Source organism: Streptomyces avidinii, assembly GCF_014650695.1.
Taxonomy (GTDB): Bacteria; Actinomycetota; Actinomycetes; order Streptomycetales; family Streptomycetaceae; genus Streptomyces; species Streptomyces avidinii.
The window spans coordinates 198,465-219,782 of record NZ_BMVL01000007.1 but is presented as its reverse complement, the minus strand read 5'-3'; the positions used below and the strand labels follow the sequence as shown (position 1 = coordinate 219,782).

The 21,318-nt window shown below is 72.1% G+C and carries 16 protein-coding genes; 10 read left to right on the top strand and 6 right to left on the bottom strand.

From position 1 onward, the window contains the following. The 3 genes from IE257_RS20075 to IE257_RS20065 form a co-directional block, all read right to left on the bottom strand. Nucleotides 1-696 (bottom strand): ester cyclase, encoded by a 696-nt coding sequence (locus tag IE257_RS20075; RefSeq protein WP_308279491.1) that lies wholly within the window; start codon nucleotides 694-696, stop codon nucleotides 1-3. A gap of 111 nt (nucleotides 697-807) precedes the next feature. Then, nucleotides 808-1,581, bottom strand: a complete 774-nt coding sequence (locus IE257_RS20070; protein ID WP_189970560.1) for an SDR family NAD(P)-dependent oxidoreductase — start codon at nucleotides 1,579-1,581, stop codon at nucleotides 808-810. Nucleotides 1,582-1,612: 31 nt separating this feature from the next. Next, entirely contained in the window at nucleotides 1,613-2,299 is a 687-nt protein-coding gene (locus tag IE257_RS20065; protein WP_189970558.1) for an MOSC domain-containing protein, read from the bottom strand. 90 nt (nucleotides 2,300-2,389) lie between these two features. Between IE257_RS20065 and IE257_RS20060 the strand changes: the two genes are divergently transcribed. Then, a complete protein-coding gene (locus IE257_RS20060; protein WP_030767402.1) occupies nucleotides 2,390-3,289 on the top strand; it encodes a LysR family transcriptional regulator in 900 nt (299 codons plus the stop codon). Between the two features lie 145 nt (nucleotides 3,290-3,434). Here the strand turns inward: IE257_RS20060 and IE257_RS20055 are convergent, their stop codons facing one another. Next, on the bottom strand, nucleotides 3,435-3,761 hold the full coding sequence (locus tag IE257_RS20055) for a WhiB family transcriptional regulator (RefSeq protein ID WP_030011164.1): 327 nt from the start codon (nucleotides 3,759-3,761) through the stop codon (nucleotides 3,435-3,437). A 379-nt stretch (nucleotides 3,762-4,140) separates the two neighbouring features. Between IE257_RS20055 and IE257_RS20050 the strand changes: the two genes are divergently transcribed. The 4 genes from IE257_RS20050 (at nucleotide 4,141) to IE257_RS20035 (ending at nucleotide 8,770) form a co-directional block, all read left to right on the top strand. Beyond that, complete coding sequence (locus tag IE257_RS20050; RefSeq protein ID WP_003948568.1) at nucleotides 4,141-4,752, top strand: response regulator transcription factor; 612 nt, start codon at nucleotides 4,141-4,143, stop codon at nucleotides 4,750-4,752. Between the two features lie 360 nt (nucleotides 4,753-5,112). Next, complete coding sequence (locus tag IE257_RS20045) at nucleotides 5,113-5,742, top strand: sigma-70 family RNA polymerase sigma factor (RefSeq protein WP_030389108.1); 630 nt, start codon at nucleotides 5,113-5,115, stop codon at nucleotides 5,740-5,742. Between the two features lie 195 nt (nucleotides 5,743-5,937). Beyond that, nucleotides 5,938-7,437: an IMP dehydrogenase gene (gene guaB / locus IE257_RS20040; RefSeq protein ID WP_189970555.1), complete on the top strand. Its 1,500-nt coding sequence runs from the start codon at nucleotides 5,938-5,940 to the stop codon at nucleotides 7,435-7,437. 208 nt (nucleotides 7,438-7,645) lie between these two features. Further along, on the top strand, nucleotides 7,646-8,770 hold the full coding sequence (locus IE257_RS20035; protein ID WP_189970553.1) for a GuaB3 family IMP dehydrogenase-related protein: 1,125 nt from the start codon (nucleotides 7,646-7,648) through the stop codon (nucleotides 8,768-8,770). An 87-nt stretch (nucleotides 8,771-8,857) separates the two neighbouring features. Here IE257_RS20035 and IE257_RS20030 read toward each other — a convergent pair whose 3' ends face one another. Next, nucleotides 8,858-9,328, bottom strand: a complete 471-nt coding sequence (locus IE257_RS20030) for a hypothetical protein (protein ID WP_189970551.1) — start codon at nucleotides 9,326-9,328, stop codon at nucleotides 8,858-8,860. Between the two features lie 53 nt (nucleotides 9,329-9,381). Next, nucleotides 9,382-10,611 (bottom strand): nucleotide sugar dehydrogenase, encoded by a 1,230-nt coding sequence (locus tag IE257_RS20025; protein WP_189970549.1) that lies wholly within the window; start codon nucleotides 10,609-10,611, stop codon nucleotides 9,382-9,384. 232 nt (nucleotides 10,612-10,843) lie between these two features. Here IE257_RS20025 and IE257_RS20020 point away from each other — a divergent pair, with 232 nt between their 5' ends. From IE257_RS20020 to IE257_RS20000, 5 genes are all read left to right on the top strand, one after another. After that, nucleotides 10,844-12,562, top strand: a complete 1,719-nt coding sequence (locus IE257_RS20020) for a glycerol-3-phosphate dehydrogenase/oxidase (protein WP_189970547.1) — start codon at nucleotides 10,844-10,846, stop codon at nucleotides 12,560-12,562. A 161-nt stretch (nucleotides 12,563-12,723) separates the two neighbouring features. Continuing rightward, nucleotides 12,724-15,162, top strand: a complete 2,439-nt coding sequence (locus IE257_RS20015; protein ID WP_189970545.1) for a serine/threonine-protein kinase — start codon at nucleotides 12,724-12,726, stop codon at nucleotides 15,160-15,162. Between the two features lie 77 nt (nucleotides 15,163-15,239). Next, on the top strand, nucleotides 15,240-17,789 hold the full coding sequence (locus IE257_RS20010) for a serine/threonine kinase C-terminal domain-containing protein (RefSeq protein WP_189970543.1): 2,550 nt from the start codon (nucleotides 15,240-15,242) through the stop codon (nucleotides 17,787-17,789). A gap of 125 nt (nucleotides 17,790-17,914) precedes the next feature. Further along, nucleotides 17,915-19,570, top strand: coding sequence for a serine/threonine-protein kinase (locus IE257_RS20005; protein WP_189970541.1), 1,656 nt, complete (start codon nucleotides 17,915-17,917; stop codon nucleotides 19,568-19,570). Nucleotides 19,571-19,673: 103 nt separating this feature from the next. Further along, nucleotides 19,674-21,305 carry a succinic semialdehyde dehydrogenase gene (locus IE257_RS20000; RefSeq protein WP_189970538.1) on the top strand — a complete coding sequence of 544 codons (1,632 nt, stop codon included), beginning with the start codon at nucleotides 19,674-19,676 and terminating at the stop codon, nucleotides 21,303-21,305. The last annotated feature ends 13 nt before the right edge of the window (nucleotides 21,306-21,318 follow it).

Genomic DNA, 21,318 nt, shown 5'->3' with positions numbered 1-21,318 from the left:
TCAGGTTCCGTACGGGGTACCCGTTCCGCCCATCTGTCGTTGCAGGGCGCCGGGGTTGTAGTGCCACCAGCCCTCGACGATCTCTCCGTCCAGGCACCGGAAGGTGGTGCTCCCGGACATCTCGTACGTCTTTCCGGTCGGTTGGACACCCATGAACGGGCCCTTGTGGGTGCCGCGCCAGTTCCACACCGTCGTCACCATGTCGCCCTCGGCCAGCTGGGCCATCGGCTCGAAGGTCATGTCGAAGGCCGCGCGCCACGTCTCCATGTCCGACCGCATGGCGTCGCGTCCGATGACGGTGGACTCCGCCTTGCTGACGTCGTGGTCGATGTAGTTCGTCGCGAAGCACTCGTCGAGGACGCTCATGTCGCCGCCCATGGCCGCTTCCCGGAACACCCGCTCGGCGAGCTGCTTGTTGAGGTGCTCGTCGCGTACGACATCCAGGTTCATGAACTTCGGCATTCCCTCGCAGAGGGCCACCATGTCCTGGAACATGCGGTCCGTCTCGGGGAGGCCGGAGTTCTTCATGGCCTCCTCGTACGAGGCGAACTCCACCATGTCCACGTAGTGGTTCCGCGCCTCGCGGTCCTGGCCGATCATCGTGTGCGTGGCGGTGCGCCTGCCGCTGCTCTGCTCCGCCCAGCGGTCGATGAGCGCGTTCATCTCGTCGAACCGCCTGGTTTCGTAATCGATCACTTGTACGAATGTCATCGCGTCGCCTCCCGCGCTGGATGGGACAGATCCAGTTTAGGGAGATTTCATCCGATCGGCCGCTTGTGATGGGCGCCGTCCGGGTGGTCTGCGGGGCTACTGGGGGCCGTACTTGCGGCCCGTGCGCGAGGACACCCCGCCCAGCAGTCCGCGCGGCGTCAGCTTCACCAGGCCCATCAGCGCCTTGTACCGCGGGTCCGGGATCGACACCGTCTTCCCCCGCGCCAGGTCGTCCAGGGCCGAGGCCACCAGCTTGTCGGCGTCCAGCCACATCCAGCTCGGGATGTTGTCCGTACCCATCCCGGCCCGCTCGTGGAACTCCGTCCGGACGAAGCCGGGGCACAGCGCCATCAGCCGCACCCCGGACCCGCCCAGGTCCCGCGCCGCGCCCTGGGTGAACTGCACGACCCAGGCCTTGCTCGCCCCGTACGTACCGCGGGGTACGAAGGCGGCCACCGAGGCCACGTTGATCACGCCGCCGCGGCCGCGCGAGCGCATCGACGCGGTGGCCGCCGAGGTCAGCCGCAGGACCGCCTCGATGTGCACCTTCAGCATGGTCAGTTCGTCGGCCATGGAGACTTCCAGGTAGCGGCCCTTGTTGCCGAACCCCGCGTTGTTGACCAGCAGGTCCACCGGGTGCGTACGGTCGTCGAGGCGCCGCTCGACCGCCGCGATGCCCTCCTCCGTGGAGAGGTCGGCGGCCAGCACCTCCGCCTCGATGCCGTGCCGGTCGTGCAGCTCGGTGGCCTGCTCGCCGAGTCGCTTGGTGTCGCGTGCCACCAGCACGAGGTTGTGCCCCTGGGCGGCCAGCCGCCGGGCGAAGGCGGCGCCGATGCCCGCCGTGGATCCCGTAATCAACGCAGTCGTCATAGGCGCAACCTAGCTTCCCCCGCTGACGGCGTTACCTCGCCCCGGCCCCGGTCCCGTACTTCTCCACGTACAGGCGAACCCGCTCGTGGGCCTCCGGCTCCATCGCCCCGCCCGCGGCCAGGGTGAGCGGCAGCAGTGCCCGCTCGGTGGTGAAGGCGCGGAACCAGAGCTGCACCGTCACCTCGTGGTCCGGCCGGTGGATGATCTCGATCGGGTCGCCGGGGGAGACCGAACCCTCCTCGATCACCCGGAGGTACGCACCCGGCCGGGCCTCCTTCGTGAACCGCTTGACCCAGCCGGCCTCGCCCAGGGCTCCCTGGAAGGTCCGGCACGGGATGCGGGCCGAGGCCACTTCGAGGACGAGGTCCGCACCGACCCGCCAGCGGTCGCCGAGCCGAGCGGTGTTCAGGTCGATGCCGGAGGTGGTGAAGTTCTCGCCGAAGATCCCGCCGGGCAGCTCCCGGCCCAGCGTGCGCTCCCACAGATCGAGGTCCTCGCGGGCGTACGCGTAGACGGCCTGGTGGTCGCCGCCGTGATGGCGCCGGTCGCAGACGGCGTCACCCTCCAGGCCGCTGCCGAGGCCGGTGGCCTTCAGGCCCGGGGCGGCGACGCGGACCGGTCCGGGGACCGGGCGCTTGCCGATGCCCGTCACCCCGCCCTCGGCGTCGGAGTAGTCGACGGCCGCGGCCCGGCCGAGGTTCACGGAGATCAGACGCATGGAGCCCATGGGACCACACGCTAACCGAGAAGCCCCAAAGCGTCACCGGGGTATTCGCGCAGCAGTCAAAGCAGGCCTTATGCTCGAAGGGTGATCGAGGCACGTCATCTCCGGGTTCTGCGCGCTGTCGCCGGGACCGGGTCCTTCTCCGCCGCAGCCCGCGAGCTCGGCTGCACCCAGCCCGCCGTCTCCCAGCAGATGAAGGCGCTGGAGCAGTCCGCCGGCACTCCGCTGCTCATCCGCACGGGCCGCGAAATGCGGCTGACCCAGGCCGGCGAGGCCCTGGTGCGCCATGCCGCGGGGATCCTGGCCGGGCTGACCGCGGCCGAGGAGGAGGTCGCGGCCATCGCCGGGCTGCGCGCGGGCCGGGTCCGCCTCGTGTCCTTCCCCAGCGGCAGCTCCACGCTGGTGCCGACCGCGCTCGCGGCGATGCGCGCCGAGCACCCCGGGACCCGTATCTCACTGGTCGAGGCCGAGCCGCCGCGTTCGGTGGAGATGCTGCGCGAGGGCGACTGCGACCTGGCGCTGGCCTTCCGCTACGGCGGGGCCGCCCATTCCGCCGCGGAATGGGACGACCTCGTGGTGCGGCCGCTGCTGACGGACCGGCTCGTCGGGCTGGTTCCGGAAGGTCACCGGCTGGCCGGCGCGGAGCGCGTGGGCATGGCGGAACTGGCGGACGAACCCTGGATCGCGGGCTGTCCGCGCTGCCGCCGCCATCTGGTGGAGGTGTGCGAGGGCGTGGGCTTCACCCCGCGCATCGACTTCGCCACGGACGACTACCCGGCGGTGGTCGGTCTGGTCGGCGCCGGGCTGGGCGTGGCGGTGCTGCCGGAACTCGCGGTGGAGTCCGTACGGGCCAAGGGCGTGAGCACGGTGGCGGTGGAGCCGGCGGTCGAGCGGGAGGTCGTCGCGCTGACCCTGCCCGATCTGGCCCGGGTGCCGGCCGTGGCCGCGACCCTGGCGGAGCTGGAGCGGGCAGCCGCGCGCTGACCCGCGTACGCCCCCGGCGGCGGCCGGGGGCGCACACGTCGGGCGGCCTGGTTGGGCCGAACGAGTGAAGCGCGGGCCGGGGCTCGACACGCCCGGTGGTGCCGGTGATTCGAGGAAACGTTCCTTCTGACGTTTCGTCGTGCTCTCAGTTCGGCGCGATCGGTCCGATCGCACTCGACGCGGGGATCAGGCGGTGCCGGGCGCGGCCCATCAGTTCCTCGCGCTCGTCCTCGGTGAGGCCGCCCCACACCCCGTAGGGCTCTCGGACGGCGAGTGCGTGCGCAGCGCATTCCGAACGGACCGGGCAGCGCATGCAGACCTCTTTAGCCGAGGCCTCGCGCGCGCTCCTGGCCGCGCCCCGCTCGCCTTCCGGATGGAAGAAGAGGGAGCTGTCGACCCCGCGGCAGGCAGCGAGGAGCTGCCAGTCCCAGAGGTCGGCGTTCGGTCCGGGGAGGCGGGAGAAATCTGCCATTGGTAGTCCTCTTGGTGCCGGTACTGAGGCGGATACGGTCCATGTCTCCACACCTACTGTCGGAGTAGATGTAAATATGACTCATTGGGAATCTAGCCTCAGACACGTGCCAAACGGAAGGAAAGCCGCCAAATAGGGCATAGCTCCAGATGGAGGACAGTCGGCTCGTGCCTCCAACGCCGTGATCGCTTCCTCACGTAGAGTGCTGAAGGTGTCCGTCCGACCCGTAACTCTTTCGAGTGACCATCGTTGAGAGTGCGAAGGCGGTTGAACCAACAAGTTCTCGGACAGGTGTCCGGGAGCATCGACCGCACAGGTGACGATACGTACCAGCCTGGAGGCTCAAGGTGACGCGCATCAGCAGCTGCGGAGGGCGGTCATGACATCCGTCCTCGTCTGCGACGACTCCCCGCTTGCCCGAGAGGCGCTCCGTCGCGCGGTTGCCACCGTGCCCGGCGTCGAGCGTGTGACGACGGCTGCCAACGGCGAGGAAGTCCTCCGCCGCTGGGGCGCCGACCGCTCCGACCTGATCCTGATGGATGTACGGATGCCCGGGCTGGGCGGTGTGGAGACGGTCCGTCGGCTCCTCTCGGCCGACCCCGGCGCCCGCATCATCATGCTGACGGTTGCCGAGGACCTGGACGGCGTGGCCCTCGCGGTCGCCGCCGGCGCCCGTGGATACCTGCACAAGGACGCCTCGCGCGCCGAACTGCGGGCCACGGTCACCCAGGCCCTCGCCGACCCGACCTGGCGACTGGCCCCGCGCCGGCTCCGCTCGGCCGAGATGGGCGCGGCGCCCACGCTCACCGCGCGCGAGATCCAGGTCCTGGAGGGCATGAGCCACGGCCGGTCCAATGCGGAGATCGGGCGCGAGCTCTTCCTCTCCGAGGACACGGTCAAGACGCACGCCCGCCGGCTGTTCAAGAAGCTCGGTGCATCGGACCGGGCGCACGCCGTGGCGCTCGGATTCCGCTGGGGTCTGGTCCGCTGACCCCTCGGTCGTGGCCGGGCTCCGCCCGGTCCGCCGCAGGCCGTGGATCGTCGTGAGCGGTCCCGTCCGCCACCCGCGGACGGGGCGGCGCGCCGCCCTCGTGATCTCCTGCTGCCGGGGGCAGCCCCGTCCCCGCCGTACCCGGTGCGCACCCGGGGGTTGGCGGGGCACAATCCGGGGGACGTCTCGCTTCGTGCGCGATGCCGCATCCTTGAGGGTGTGGAGTCTCTCGGGGACTATTCGGCCGAGCGGGAGGGGAGGGCGCAGACGATGGGTTCGGGCGCGCCTGCTCATAACGCTTCGATGCACAACAAGGGCCACGGTGCCGCGGATGCTCCGGCGCCAAGGCACCATGGATTGATGCGCGACGACGAGGCCCTGGGGTCACCCGCGGCCACAGGCCCGACCGGCGCCGCCAAAGGCGGCAGTGCCGGGGGTGTCAGCGCGCTCGTACGCCGGGCGGTGGAAGGCGACGAGCAGGCCACGCACGACCTGCTCGCCTTCGTGCACCCCCTCGCGATCCGCTACTGCCGCACCCGGCTCTCGCGGTTGCCCGGTGACGCTCGTCACTTCGTGGAGGACCTGGCGCAGGAGGTCTGCGTCGCCGTCCTGATGGCACTGCCGCGCTACCGGGACACCGGGCGGCCCTTCGAGGCCTTCGTCTTCGCGATCGCCGCGCACAAGGTCGCCGACCTGCAGCGGGCCGCCATGCGGCACCCGGGCAGCACCGCCGTGCCCTCCGACGAGATGCCGGAACGGCCCGACGACTCGCTGGGCCCGGAGGAGCGTGCGCTGCTCAGCAGCGACGCCGCCTGGGCCAAGAAGCTGCTGGCCAACCTTCCGGAGAACCAGCGCGAGCTCCTCGTGCTGCGGGTCGCCGTCGGGCTGACCGCGGAGGAGACCGGGCAGATGCTCGGAATGTCCCCCGGGGCCGTGCGCGTGGCCCAGCACCGGGCGCTCAGCCGGCTGCGGGCGCTCGCCGAGCAGTAGGGCGGCCGTGCGGGCCCGGCGGCCCGTGCGGTCTGCGTGGGGTCCCGGCCGGGGCCCTGCGCGCGGGCTCCCGTCCTCGGGTGCCGGTCGTAGGAAACGACGAAACTTCTGCTTGACCTTGGTCGTGGAATGAGACGCGTCGGGATCCCGTTAGCATGGACATCCGCGCTGAGCAAGACCATTTGGGAAGGTGTCATGACCGCCGACGGAGTGCCCGACAAATTCGCCACGCTCGGACTGACCTACGACGACGTGCTGCTGCTGCCGGGCGCGTCGGACATGTCGCCTGATGCGATCGACACCTCTTCCCTCATCTCGCGGAACGTCCGAGTGAACGTTCCGCTGCTGTCCGCCGCCATGGACAAGGTCACCGAGGCCCGCATGGCCATCGCCATGGCCCGCCAGGGCGGCGTCGGCGTGCTGCACCGCAACCTGTCGATCGCCGACCAGGCCAACCAGGTCGACCTGGTCAAGCGCTCCGAGTCCGGCATGGTCACCGACCCGATCACGGTGCACCCGGACGCGACGCTGGGCGAGGCCGACCAGCTGTGCGCGAAGTTCCGCATCTCCGGCGTCCCGGTCACCGACGCCGCCGGCAAGCTGCTGGGCATCGTCACCAACCGCGACATGGCCTTCGAGTCGGACCGCAGCCGCCAGGTGCGCGAGGTCATGACCCCGATGCCGCTGGTCACCGGCAAGGTCGGCATCTCCGGCGTGGACGCCATGGAGCTGCTGCGCCGCCACAAGATCGAGAAGCTTCCGCTGGTCGACGACGCGGGCATCCTCAAGGGCCTCATCACGGTCAAGGACTTCGTCAAGGCGGAGAAGTACCCGAACGCCGCCAAGGACAAGGGCGGCCGCCTCCTCGTCGGTGCCGCGGTCGGCGTCGCCGGTGACGCGTACGAGCGTGCCCAGGCCCTGATCGAGGCGGGCGCCGACTTCATCGTCGTCGACACCGCCCACGGCCACTCCCGCCTGGTCGGCGACATGGTCGCCAAGATCAAGTCGAACTCGACCGTCGACGTCATCGGCGGCAACGTCGCGACGCGCGACGGCGCCCAGGCGCTCATCGACGCCGGCTGCGACGGCATCAAGGTCGGCGTCGGCCCCGGCTCCATCTGCACCACCCGCGTCGTCGCCGGCATCGGCGTCCCGCAGGTCACCGCGATCTACGAGGCCGCGCTCGCCGCCAAGGCGGCCGGCGTCCCGGTCATCGGCGACGGCGGCCTCCAGTACTCCGGCGACATCGCGAAGGCCCTGGTCGCGGGCGCCGACACGGTGATGCTCGGCTCGCTGCTCGCGGGCTGCGAGGAGTCCCCGGGCGAGCTGCTCTTCATCAACGGCAAGCAGTTCAAGTCCTACCGCGGCATGGGTTCGCTCGGCGCGATGCAGTCCCGCGGCGACCAGCGCTCCTTCTCCAAGGACCGCTACTTCCAGGAGGGCGTGGGCGGCGACGACAAGCTCATCCCCGAGGGCATCGAGGGCCAGGTCCCGTACCGCGGCCCGCTCTCCGCGGTCGTGCACCAGCTCGTCGGCGGCCTGCGCCAGTCGATGTTCTACGTCGGCGGCCGCACGGTCCCCGAGCTGCAGGACCGCGGCCGGTTCGTCCGGATCACCTCGGCGGGCCTCAAGGAGAGCCACCCGCACGACATCCAGATGACGGTCGAAGCGCCGAACTACTCCCGCAAGGGCTGAGCGGGCGCGAGCGAGCGCTGACAAGGGGCGGGGCCGGGACGACCGGGCCCGCCCCTTTCGCGGTTGCCGGGGGCCCCGCCCCCGGACTCCCGCGCCCCGAACGCAGTCGGGGCCCCGGGTTCCGGCGTCCGTACAGCGGTCATGGGAACGCGGCTCTCCGGCGTTCGGGGATACTGGACGGGCAGACCCAGAGGAAAGGCCACCACACGTGACTGAGATCGAGATCGGGCGCGGCAAGCGCGGCCGCAGGGCGTACGCGTTCGACGACATCGCCATCGTCCCGAGCCGGCGTACCCGGGATCCGAAGGAGGTCTCGATCGCCTGGCAGATCGACGCGTACCGCTTCGAGCTCCCCTTCCTGGCCGCTCCCATGGACTCGGTCGTCTCCCCGCAGACCGCGATCCGCATCGGCGAGCTCGGCGGCCTCGGCGTGCTGAACCTCGAAGGCCTGTGGACCCGGTACGAGGACCCGCAGCCGCTGCTCGACGAGATCACGGAGCTGGACGAGGAGTCCGCGACCCGCCGTCTCCAGGAGATCTACTCCGCGCCGATCCAGGCGGACCTGATCCGTCAGCGGATCAAGGAGGTGCGCGACTCGGGCGTCGTGACCGCCGCCGCGCTCTCCCCGCAGCGCACCGCCGAGTTCTCCAAGGCCGTCGTCGAGGCGGGCGTGGACATCTTCGTGATCCGCGGTACCACCGTGTCGGCCGAGCACGTGTCGGGCGCCGCCGAGCCGCTGAACCTCAAGCAGTTCATCTACGAGCTCGACGTCCCCGTCATCGTCGGCGGCTGCGCCACCTACACGGCGGCCCTGCACCTGATGCGCACCGGCGCGGCCGGTGTCCTCGTCGGCTTCGGCGGCGGCGCCGCGCACACCACGCGCAACGTGCTCGGCATCCAGGTCCCGATGGCGACCGCCGTCGCCGATGTGGCCGCGGCCCGCCGCGACTACATGGACGAGTCCGGCGGCCGCTACGTGCACGTCATCGCCGACGGCGGCGTGGGCTGGTCGGGCGACATCCCGAAGGCCGTCGCCTGCGGCGCGGACGCCGTGATGATGGGCTCCCCGCTGGCCCGTGCCACCGACGCGCCCGGCAAGGGCAACCACTGGGGCATGGAGGCCGTCCACGAGGACGTGCCGCGCGGCAAGAAGGTCGACCTGGGCACCGTGGGCACCACCGAGGAGATCCTCACCGGTCCCTCGCACACCCCGGACGGCTCGATGAACATCTTCGGCGCGCTGCGCCGCTCGATGGCCACCACCGGCTACAGCGAGCTCAAGGAGTTCCAGCGGGTCGAGGTCACGATCGCGGACTCGCAGCACAGCCGCTGATCGTTCCCACGGTCCGGCTCGTACGCACGAAGGGCCCGGCACCCCGAACGGGGGTGCCGGGCCCTTCGACGTCCGGGGCGGGCCGGCTCAGGCGGAGCCCTTGCGGGCCGTCTGGAAAGCGGCGTACGCGCCGATCGCGAAGAACAGGACCGAGATCGGCTGGAAGTTGTCCAGGTAGGTCTGGTGGGTCAGGGCGAGCTCGCTGGTGAGGAGCTCGGGCACCGAGACCGGCCAATCCTTGGAGATGGCGATCGCGATGTCCAGGACGTAGCCGACGTACACGCCGACGAGCGTCAGTACGGCGCTCAGGACCGGGAGGATCGGGTTGCGGCCGCCGAGGCGCGTGGCGACCAGGGCGACGAGGATCCCCACACCCGCCGCCAGGTAGCCGATCTGGAACTCGATCGCACTCATGATGCCGCCGTAGGCGGCACCCGCGGCCAGAGCCGTGACGAGGGCCCCGGCGGCCGCCAGGCCGATGTTGCCGGTGCGGGCCGGGGCCGGGGCCGGGGCCGCCGTGAAGGAGTCGGGCGCGGGCGGCGTGAAGTTCTGGCTCATGGAAAATCCCCCCGGGGATGTGCGCGCACAACTGTCCACGGGGACGTATGTGCTCAGAGCCGGTGGGCCGCGCCCACCGGGCTGGCGCCGCGGGTGTCCAGGAGCAGCTGGGCCTTCACGGCGAGTCCTTGCAGGTCGTAGGTGCGGTGGTGCTGGAGCAGGATGGTCAGGTCCGCGTTGGCGGCGGCCTCGTACAACGACTCGGCACGGGGGACCGGCTGGTCCCTGACCCGCCACCCCGTGATGTACGGGTCGTGGTAGCTGATCAGCGCGCCCAGGTCGAGGAGGCGGCTGGCGATCTCGCGGGCCGGAGAGCCCTCCTGGTCGGCGAGGTCGGGCTTGTAGGTGACGCCGAGGAGCAGGACGCGGGCCCCGCGGGCGGATTTGCCGTGCTCGTTCAGCAGGGTGGCCGAGCGCTGGATGACGTACTGCGGCATCCGGTTGTTGATCTCCTGCGCCAGCCCGACCATGCGCAGGGGGTGGCCGGGGGTGCGCGTGGTGTGGGGGAGGTAGTTCGGGTCGAGGGGGACGCCGTGGCCGCCGACCCCGGGGCCGGGACGGAAGGCCTGGAATCCGTAGGGCTTGGTCTCGGCGCAGCGGATGACGTCCCACAGATCGACGCCGAGGTCGTGGCAGAGCACGGCCATCTCGTTCATGAGGGCGATGTTGACGTGGCGGTAGTTCGTTTCGAGCAGCTGCACGGTCTCGGCCTCGCGCAGGCCGCGGGCGCGGACCACCTTCTCGGTGAGGCGTGCGTAGAAGGCGTGCGCGGACTCCGTGCAGGCGGGGGTGAGGCCGCCGATCACCTTGGGGGTGTTGGAGATGCCGTGCGTGCGGTTGCCCGGGTCGTGGCGGCTGGGGGAGTAGGCCAGGTGGAAGTCCCGGCCGGCCCGCAGTCCGGATCCGGTTTCGAGGATGGGGCGGAGGTAGTCCTCGGTGACGCCCGGGTGGGCGGCGGATTCGAGGATCACGGTGGTGTGGGGGCGCAGCCGGGCGGCGAGCGCGCGGCCGGCCTCGCCGACGGCGGAGAGGTCCAGTGCGCGGTCGGCGCCGAGCTGGGTGGGGGCGCAGATGACGGCCGTGCGGACCCGGCCGAGCTCGGCGGGGTTGGTGGTGACCCGGAAGCCGGCCGCCGACATGCGGCGGATCTCGGCGGCGGTGAGGGTGGAGTCCGTGACCGGACCGCTGTCGTAGCCGACCGTCTCGATTCCGGCGGCGACGGCCGCCTGGGCGAGTGGGAGGCCGAGATGGCCGAGTCCGATGACGGCGAGATCTGCGGGCATGGGGGTGCCGTCCCTTCCCTGACATGAGGGGGCTGCGGCGCAAGTCCTCCGGGGGCACAGGGGAAGCTGGCGCAATGTCAGACTAGGCGTATATATGACAGATATGTCGCATTCCGGGGCGAACGCCACCGTTGTGTTGTCCACAGGCGGTGGCTGATGTGGGTGCGGGCGGTCAGAATCAAGGAACGGGGGCATGTGAGCGGGATCTCATCCGCACCAACGGGAGGCAGCCGTGAGGACAGCGACACTGGGGCCGACACAGCGGGCCGAGGCTCTCAGCCGGATGGCCGAGCGGGAACTGGACGTGCTGGTGGTGGGCGCGGGGGTGGTGGGCGCCGGCACCGCGCTGGACGCCGTGACCCGCGGCCTGTCGACCGGCCTGGTGGAGGCCCGGGACTGGGCCTCGGGCACCTCCAGCCGCTCCAGCAAGCTGATCCACGGAGGCCTGCGGTACCTGGAGATGCTCGACTTCGCCCTCGTACGTGAGGCCCTGAAGGAGCGCGGCCTGCTGCTGGAGCGCCTCGCCCCGCACCTGGTGAAGCCGGTGCCCTTCCTGTACCCGCTTCAGCACAAGGGCTGGGAGCGGCTGTACGCCGGCTCGGGCGTCGCGCTGTACGACGCGATGTCGGTCTCCAGCGGACACGGGCGCGGCCTGCCCGTGCACCGGCACCTGTCGCGGGCGCGCGCCCTGCGGGTGGCGCCGGCGCTGCGCAAGGACGCGTTGGTGGGCGCCCTGCAGTACTACGACGCCCAGATGGACGATGCCCGGTACGTCACGACGCTGGTGCGGACGGCTGCGGCGTACGGGGCGCACTGCGCCAATCGGGCGAGGGTCGTCGGCTTTCTGCGCGAGGGCGAGCGGGTGGTCGGCGCGCGGGTGCGTGATGTGGAAGGGGGGCGGGGGGCGACCGGGGAATACGAGATCCGGGCGAAGCAGGTCGTGAACGCGACGGGGGTGTGGACGGATGACACCCAGGCGCTGATCGGGGAGCGCGGCCAGTTCCACGTACGGGCCTCGAAGGGCATCCATCTGGTCGTACCGAAGGACCGGATCCATTCGAGCACCGGGCTGATCCTGCGCACCGAGAAGTCGGTGCTGTTCGTCATCCCGTGGGGCCGGCACTGGATCGTGGGGACCACGGACACCGACTGGGACCTGGACAAGGCGCACCCGGCGGCGTCGAGCGCGGACATCGACTACCTCCTGGAGCACGTCAACTCGGTGCTGGCGGTGCCGCTCACGCGCGACGACGTCCAGGGCGTGTACGCGGGCCTGCGGCCGCTGCTGGCCGGGGAGTCGGACGCCACGAGCAAGCTGTCGCGCGAGCACACGGTGGCGCACCCGGTGCCGGGGCTGGTGGTGGTTGCCGGGGGCAAGTACACGACGTACCGGGTCATGGCGAAGGACGCGGTGGACGAGGCCGTGCACGGGCTGGACCAGCGGGTGGCGGACTGCGTGACGGAGGACGTCCCGCTGGTGGGGGCGGAGGGATACCAGGCGCTGTGGAACGGCCGGGCCCGGATCGCGGCCCGGACGGGCCTTCATGTGGTGCGGGTGGAACACCTGTTGAACCGCTTCGGGTCCCTGACGGAGGAACTGCTGGACCTGATGGCCGCAGACCCGGGGCTGCGCGAGCCGCTGTCCGGAGCGGACGACTACCTCCGGGCGGAAATCGTGTACGCCGCCTCGCACGAGGGGGCGCGGCACCTGGACGACGTACTGACGCGGCGGACGCGGATCTCGATCGAGACCTTCGACCGGGGGACGCTGTCGGCGCGGGAATGCGCGGAGTTGATGGCGCCGGTCCTGGGGTGGGACAAGCAGCAGATCGAGAAGGAAGTGGAGCACTACGAGAAGCGGGTCCAGGCGGAACGGGAATCGCAGCGCCAGCCGGACGATCAGACGGCGGACGCGGCGCGGCTGGGGGCGCCCGACATCGTTCCGTTGTAACTCCGGGATGCGGAGGGGGGAACCGCAGACCCGGGGCGCCCGTCCGTTGCGGAGTGAGGAACAATGAGGGTTCTGCCGGGGCGGGTTATCGCGGGCCCCGGCCGCCGGGTCGCTCAGCCGCTGGGGCAGGCGGAGCAGCGGCACGATCGCAGAGGGGACGCATGTCGAAGCCGGAGCACACCGAGTCGCCTGCCGGGTCGCCTGCGGCGAAGCCCAGCAGTGAGAAGTCTGGGGCTGGCGCCGCGGCTTCGGCTGCCGGATCGCCTGTGGCGCAGCCCGCGGCTGCCGAGCCGGCTGACGCTGCGCCTGCGGCCGCGGCTGCGAAGCCCGGGTCGCCTGCGGCGAAGCCGCGCAGTGAGGAGCGTGCGGCTGACGCCGCGGCTTCCGATGCGCCTGCGGCGGAGCCGGCGGATGCCGAGCCGGTGGCTGATGCTGCGTCCGAGGCGAAGCCCGGGCTGAGCAAGGCCGCGGGGTCGCCTGCCGCTGCTGAGGCGCCTGCGGCGGAGCCCGCCGGCGACGGGCCGGTGGCTGCGAAGCCCGGGTTGGGCAAGGCGGCCGCGGCGCCGGTGGCGGAGACCGCCGATGCCAAGCCGGCCGTGAAGCCCAAGGGCGGGGGGAATCCCGTCGTCGAGAAGGCGGATGCCATGGCCGCCGCCGTCAAGGCCGCGGCCGCGAAGGCCGCCGGGGACGGGCAGGACAAGGGGCGGTTGCTGGCCGGGCGGTACCGGCTCGGCAGCGTGCTCGGCAAGGGCGGGATGGGTACCGTCTGGCGGGCCCAGGACGAGACCCTGGGCCGGACCGTCGCCGTCAAGGAACTCCGCTTCAGCAGCGGGGTCGACGAGGACGAGAAGCGACGCCTCATCACCCGTACCCTCCGCGAGGCCAAGGCCATTGCCCGGATCCGCAGCGGCGGCGCCGTCACCGTCTACGACGTCGTGGACGAGGACGCCCGGCCGTGGATCGTCATGGAGCTCATCGAGGGCCTCTCGCTCGCCGAGTTCATACGCGAGAACGGCCCGCTCACGCCGCACCGCGCCGCCGAGGTCGGCCTCGCGGTGCTCGACGTGCTGCGCGCCGCGCACGGCCAGGGCATCCTGCACCGTGACGTGAAGCCGTCCAATGTGCTCATCGCCGGCAACGGCCGGGTCGTCCTCACCGACTTCGGCATCGCGCAGGTCGAGGGCGACCCCTCCGTCACCTCCACCGGCATGCTCGTCGGCGCCCCGTCGTACATCTCCCCCGAGCGCGCCCGCGGCCACAAGCCCGGCCCGCCCGCCGACATGTGGTCCCTCGGCGGGCTGCTGTACGCCTCCGTCGAGGGAGTGCCCCCGTACGACAAGGGGTCCGCGCTCGCCACCCTCACCGCCGTGATGACCGAGCCGGTGGATCCGCCGAAGAACGCGGGTCCGCTGGCCGAGGTCATCTACGGCCTGCTCGCCAAGGACCCGGCGCACCGGCTCGACGACACCCGAGCCCGGGCGATGCTGGGCGCCGTCCTCGCGGCGCCCGAGCCCGAGCCCGCTCCCGTAGTCGCCGCGGCGGCCGAGGAGACCCGGCAGATTTCGCTCGCGGACGCCAAGGAGGCCGCGGAGAAGTCGGCCGCCGAGAAGGCCGAGAAGGCAGCCGAGAAGGCGGCGAAGAAGGAACGCGAGCGCCGCGACCGCGAGCAGCGCGAGCGCGCCCGCGCCGCGCTGAAGGCGGCCCGCAAGGCGGCGACGACCGCGGCCGCCACCACGGCCGTTTCCGCCGCGGAGCCGCCGAAGTCCAAGCCGTCCCCCGTCAAGGCTCCGCTCACGGACGTCATGCAGCGCCGCACCATCGTGCTCGCGGCGGCGGCCGTGGTCGTGGTGCTGGCCGTCGTCGGCTCGCTCATCGCCTACGCCTTCAGCGGCGACGACAAGGACACCAAGGACGAGAGCAAGGGCGGTGGCAAGCCCACCCCGGCGGCCTCGGCACCGAAGGACCCGAGCGGCGGCGGGACCGGGGACACCTCCCCGAAGCCCTCGGGGAACACCGGTGACCCGGGCGGCAACGCCAATGGCAGCGCGGGGGCGGGCACCGGTGCCGGTACCGGCGGGCAGCAGTCCCCGGCCGCGAACCAGGGGCAGGGCGCCACGTCCGGCGGCGGCGCGGGCGGCGCGCTCCCGGCGGGGTTCGTCCAGGTGCAGGACTTCGGGTTCCACTTCTCGATGGCGATGCCCGAGGGCTTCAAGCAGACGGGCACCGCGGGTGAGAACTCCGGCGGCATATACAGCCGTGACGGCGGATTCCCGCGGATCCAGGTCGACTACACCGACAAGCCGGGCAACGACGCGCGCCTCGCCTGGGCCAAGGCCGCCCCGGCGGTTGCGGGCAGCAGCACGAGCTACCGGCAGATCCGCATCGACGCGGTGGACTACCGGGGCTACCCGACCGTCGCGGACTGGGAGTTCGAGCGGGAGCAGAAGGGAATCAAGGTCCGCGTGCTCAACCGCGGCTTCAAGCTGGACGCGACGCACGGCTACGCCATCATGATCAGCTGCGCCGCCGACCAGTGGGACGGCGCCGAGTGCACCCAGTTGCGCAACGTCGCCTTCGAGACCTTCCAGCCGCTCGGCTGACCTCGGGACGCGGGCGGCCCCGGCGACGTATCGTGTCGGAGGGGCCATGGGGACCCGCCGCACTCGGGGGAGGCGATGTGGAGGAGTACGCGGGCCGGATCCTGGCCGGCCGCTACCGCCTGCCCCTGCCGCCGTCCGACGAGTACGAACTGATCGAGACGCGCGCCTTTGACACGCGCAGCGGGCAGGAAGTCCTGGTACGGCAGGTGCCGTTGCCGGAGGTCGTGGACGCGGAGCTGCTGGACGGGCACCGCGCCGTGCCGGCCGCGCGCCGGTCGCCCGCCGATCTGCCGGCCGTCCGCCGCGCCATCGAGGCGGCGCAGGCGGCGGCTTCGATCCCGGACCATCCCCGGCTGGACCAGGTCTTCGACGTGTTCGCCGAGGGCGAGTCGCTGTGGATAGTGAGCGAACTGGTCCCGGCCAGGCCGCTGGCCGCGCTCATAGCCGATGAACCGCTGAGTCCCTACCGCGCGGCCGAGGTGGCCTCGGACGTGCTCACCGCGCTGCGGGTGCTGCACGCGCACGGCTGGACGCACCGGAACATCACCGTCCGGACGGTGTTGGTGTGCGAGGACGGGCGGGTCGTGCTGACCGGCCTGGCGGCCGGCGCGGCGGAGGAGGCCCTGTGCGGGTACGACCCCGTCCCGAGCGCCGAGGACACCGGCGGCGCGACGGGGTGGGGTACCGCCCCGGTTCCCGTTCCGCTTCCGGTCCCGCTTCCCGGTCCCGCCACCGGTTCGCTTCCGCTCCCGGCACCGGCACCGGCACCGGCACCGGCACCGGCGTCGGGGCCGGGGCGGGTGCCTGTTTCCGCTCCGGTCGTGATCCCGGACCCGGCTCCCGCAGCCGGCCCGGTGGAGCTCCGTACGGAGCCGCCCGCCGCCTACGCGCCGCTGGTGGCCCCCGGGTACGACACCGGGCCGCGGTACAACGACCACATCACCCCCGGCCGGCCGCAGGAGCGCCCCGACCTCCAGGCCGCAGCACGGGCCGGGGCCATCGCCGCCTACCGGGCCGGGGCGCGGGCCGCAGCCGCCCGGGTCGTCGAGGAGCGCAGGGCCGGGGCCGAGATCGAGGGCGGTTCGCCATCGCCGGAGCGTCGGCCCGAAGGGTCGACCCTCCCGCACGGGTACTCGTACCCCTACGGCGGTCCGCAGACCGGTGCCGCCGCCCCCTGGCACGGCGCCACCCCCCGCCGGGCGGAACTCCCCGCAGCAGCCCCGGAACCGGAACCGGAGCCCTTACCGGAACCGGAACCGGAACAAGTACCGGAACAAGTACCGGAACAAGTACCGGAACTCCGGCCCGAGCCGGCGCCCGAACCCCAGCCCGAACGCCCCGCCCTGCCCGCCCGACTCGCCCTGCCCCAGGGCTACCGGCAGGCCGAGGCCCCGGCCCCGCCCGCGTCGGACCAGCCGCAGTCGAGCGGCCGGTCCGGGCCGCGCACCGGCCTGGACGCCGAGCGCGCGCGGCAGACCCGGATGGCCGTCGTCGGGGCGGTCACCGAGCGGTGGGCCCCCGAGCAGGCCGGTCCCGTGCACGGGCACTGGCAGCTCGCGGCGCCCGTCGGGCCCGCCACAGACCTGTGGGCGCTCGGCGCGCTGCTCTACCGCGCGGTGCAGGGGCACGCCCCGTACCCGGAGGACAGCGCCGCCGAGCTGGTCGAGATGGTCTGCGCGGAGCCGCCGGCCTTCGCGGAGGAGTGCGGGGCGCTGCGCCCGATCGTCGAGTCGCTGCTGCGCCAGGACCCCACGGAGCGGCCCGACTTCGAGGAGCTGCGCGGCTGGCTGCGCTCGCTCGTAAGGTCGGCGCCCGAGCCGGACGCCGGATTCGGGATGCTCCCGATGCCGGAGCCGGATCCTGCGCGGCTGCCCGTCGTACGCCGCCGCGGCGAGGTCCACGGGCGGCACCGGAACCCCTCCGCCCCCCGCAAACCGCGCGCTCTCGGCCGGACCCTGCTCGTCGGGATCCTGGTCCTGCTCGCCGGCGGGGTGGCGTACGCGCTGCTGTTCATGCCGCGGGCCGCGGATCCGGAGGCCGCGGGCGACGCCCAGGGCAGCACCGGCCAGGCTCCGGCCAAGCCGAGCCCCTCCCAGGTGCCTTCCGGCACGCCCGAGTCCAAGCCCGCGCCGCAGACGACCGGGCCCGCCGAATCACCGGCCGCCCCGGCCCCGGCTCCGGCCGGTTACACCACCCAGCAGGATCCGGAGCACTTCGAGATCGCCGTGCCCGAGGGCTGGGAGCGTCGCGGAATCAATGAGTCCGGTCAGGTCCGGTACACCGACGGTCAGTTCGTGCTGACGGTCGTCCCCGGCCGTGACAAGGTCCAGGGCAATCCGGACCCGGCGGCGTACCAGAAGGACAAGGAGCCGGAGCTGACCCCGTACCGGACGTCCACCTGGTCCACCGTCGGGGACGTGAAGACCACGAAGGTGGGCCAGCAACTGCGCGCCACGGGCCGGTACACATGGATCGACGGGACCGGTCGCAACGTGTTCGCACGCAACTTCGTGGTCGCACTGGGCGGGAGCTACCACGTCGTTCTGGTCACCGGTCCGGAGGACGAGCAGTCCAAGGTCACCGAGGTCTTCGAAAAGGCCACGGCGAGTTACAAGGCGGGCGGTTGAACGAATACTGACGACTGATCAGTACGGCGATTGCGTCACAGTGCCGTCTTTCGGCGCCCGGGCGGTTCCGGCAGCCCCTCCGGGCTCCGTAATCTGGCCTGAAGTGCAGAGAGCGGCGGGATTTCGTGGAACAGCAGACAGGTGGGGGCGACGTGCTGGCGGGCCGGTACCGGCTCGTCGAGCCGATCGGCCGGGGCGGCATGGGCAAGGTGTGGCGTGCGCATGACGAGCTGCTCCACAGGACCGTCGCCGTCAAGGAACTGACGGCGGGTCTGTACGTCGCCCAGGCCGACCGGGACGTCATGCACGCCCGGACCCAGAAGGAGGCCCGGGCCGCGGCCCGGATCCAGCACCCGGCGGTCGTCACCGTCCACGACGTGCTGGAGCACGACGACCGGCCGTGGATCGTCATGGAGTACATCGACGGCCCCTCCCTGGCGGAGGCGGCCAAGGCGGCGGGACGGATCGAGCCGCGCGAGGCGGCCCGGATCGGGCTGCACGTGCTGGGCGCGCTGCGCGCCGCACACGCGGTCGGCGTACTGCACCGGGACGTGAAGCCGGGCAACGTGCTGCTCGCCAAGGACGGCCGGGTGCTGCTCACGGACTTCGGCATCGCCGCGATCGAGGGCGACTCGTCCATCACGCGGACGGGTGAGATCGTCGGCTCCATCGACTACCTGGCACCGGAGCGCGTCACCGGCGGGTCCCCCGACCCCTCCTCGGACCTGTGGTCGCTGGGCGCCACCCTCTACACGGCGGTCGAGGCCCGTTCGCCGTTCCGCCGTACGTCGCCCATCTCCAGCCTGCAGGCCGTGGTCAACGACGAGCCGCCGGCGCTGCGCCAGGCCGGGGCGCTCGGGCCGGTCATCACGGCCCTGCTGCGCAAGGACCCGAAGGAGCGCCCCTCGGCGGCGGAGGCCGAGCGGATGCTGCTGGAGGCGATGGAGGGCCGGGAGTCGAAGGCGGCGCAGGCGTACGTACCCACGCGCGCGCTGACTTCGCAGGAGCTCGCCCCGGCCCAGGAGCCGGCCCCGCAGCCGGCGCCGCAGGGCGAGGTCGGGCAGACGACCGCACTGCCGGAGCCCCCCACCCGTCCGCCCACGGCGACGGTGGCGACGGCGGCTTCCCCGGCCGACCCGGCCCGGGGCTGGGGCGGGCGCGCGGTGGTCGTGGCCCTGGTGGCGGCGCTGCTCGGCGGGGGCGGGGTGTTCGGGGTGCTCAAGTACACCGGGGACCAGGGCAAGGAGGGCGATCCGGACAAGGTCGTCAGCTCGACCGGCGGACAGTCGGGCGACGACGGGAAGCCGCAGGCGGCGACCCCGCCGGCCGGCTACAACAGGGTCACCGACCCCATCGCAGGCTTCACGCTGTTCGTCCCGGAGGGCTGGAAGCGCCAGGCGAACGGCGACCAGATCGACTACACCCCGGACGACGGGAAGCACTTCATCCGGATCGCCGCCGATCCCAGCCCCGACTACAAGGACCCGTATGCGCACCTGCTGGACCTGGAGCAGCAAGTGGCGAAGCGGACGGACTACAAGAAGCACCAGCTGAACCAGAACACCTTCCAGGGCAGCACCCGGGCCGCGCTCTGGGACTTCAGCTGGACGGAGAAGCAGAACCACCCCGGTCCGCGCAGGGCCAGGGAGCAGATGTACGTCGCCCCGGACGAGACGGAGTACGCGATCTACATGTCGAGCCCGGTCGCCGATTGGGACAAGACCCGCCAGCAGTTCGACATCGTGCTCAGCGGCTGGGAGCCGCCCGCCGGGAAGCCCTGATCGGCCCCGATCCCGTCATCCTGCCAGCGATCACTGGCGGAAATGGCAAAATCCGGTTACCGGCGGGTACCCAAAGGCTGTCCGGCGCAATACGCTCACCGGCATGACGGACTCGCAGGCCCCCGCCGCCCCCCTCCGGACCGCACCGCAGCCCACCAACCCGGTCGCCCCGGCGCCGGCCGGTGCCCGCACCGCCGCCGATGTGGTGACCCCCGACCTGGTCGCCCGGCTGACCCGCGGAGTGATCGGATCCGGTCGCACCGCCAACCACACCCCCTTCACCGGGGACCGGCTGGCGGAGCTGCCCGAGGCCACCCCCGAGGACGTGGCCGAGGCCTTCGAGCGGGCCCGCGCCGCCCAGCCCGCCTGGGCGGCGGTCCCCGTACGCAAGCGGGCCGCGGTCCTGCTGCGCTTCCACGACCTGGTCCTCGCCCGGCAGGCCGAGGTCCTCGACCTGATCCAGCTGGAGACCGGCAAGGCCCGCCTGCACGCCCACGAGGAGGTCCAGGCGGTCGCCGTCTCGGCCCGCCACTACGGCCGCAAGGCCCCCGGGTACCTGCGCCCCAAGGGCCACACCGGCGCCATGCCCACCCTCACCAAGGTCACCGAGCTGCGCCAGCCGCGCGGGGTCGTCGGCCAGATCGCCCCCTGGAACTACCCCCTCGAACTGTCGGTCGGCGACGCCCTGCCCGCCTTCGTCTCCGGCAACGCGCTCGTCATGAAGCCCGACACCGAGACCGCCCTGACCGCCCTGTGGGCCCGCGACCTGCTGATCGAGGCCGGCCTGCCCGCCGAGGTCTTCCAGATCGTCCTCGGCGAGGGTCCCGTCGTCGGCCCCGAGGTGGTCCGGCACGCGGACTACGTCTCCTTCACCGGCTCCACCCGGACCGGCCGAGAGGTCGCCCGGGGCGCGGCCGACCGCCTCGTCGGGGTCTCCCTCGAACTCGGCGGCAAGAACGCCATGCTCGTGCTGCACGACGCCGACATAGAGAAGGCCGCCGCGGGCGCCGTCCGCGCCTGCTTCTCCTCCGCCGGACAGCTGTGCATCTCCATCGAGCGGCTCTACGTCCACGCCTCGATCGCCGACGCCTTCGTCGAGCGGTTCGCCGCCCGTACGAAGGCCATGCGGCTCGGCGCCTCCCTCGCGTACGGGGCGGACATGGGCTCGTTGGTGGGGACGCGCCAGCTGGAGACCGTGCAGCGGCACGTGGACGAAGCCGTGGCCAAGGGCGCCACCCTCGTGGCCGGCGGCACGGCCCGCCCCGACATCGGACCGCTCTTCTACGAGCCCACCATCCTCGACGGCGTCGAGGCGCCCATGGCGGTGTGCGGCGAGGAGACCTTCGGCCCGGTCGTCTCGATCTACCGCTTCACCGACGAGGCCCGGGCGATCGACGAGGCCAACGCCACCGCCTACGGCCTGAACTCCAGCGTCTGGACCAAGGACTCCCGCCGCGGTCACGCCGTCGCCGCCCGCCTGCGCACCGGCACCGTCAACATCAACGAGGGCTACGCCCCCGCCTACGGCAGCGCCCAGGCGCCCATGGGCGGCATGAAGGACTCCGGCCTCGGCCGCCGCCACGGCTCCGAGGGCATCCTCAAGTACACCGAGGCCCAGACCGTCGCCCACCAGCGACTGCTCCCGATGGCGCCCTCGCTGGGCATGGACGACGAGAAGTACGCGGCGTTCATGACCCGCAGCCTCCAGGTCATGAAGGCCCTGCGACTCCGTTGATCCTCCGATTCCG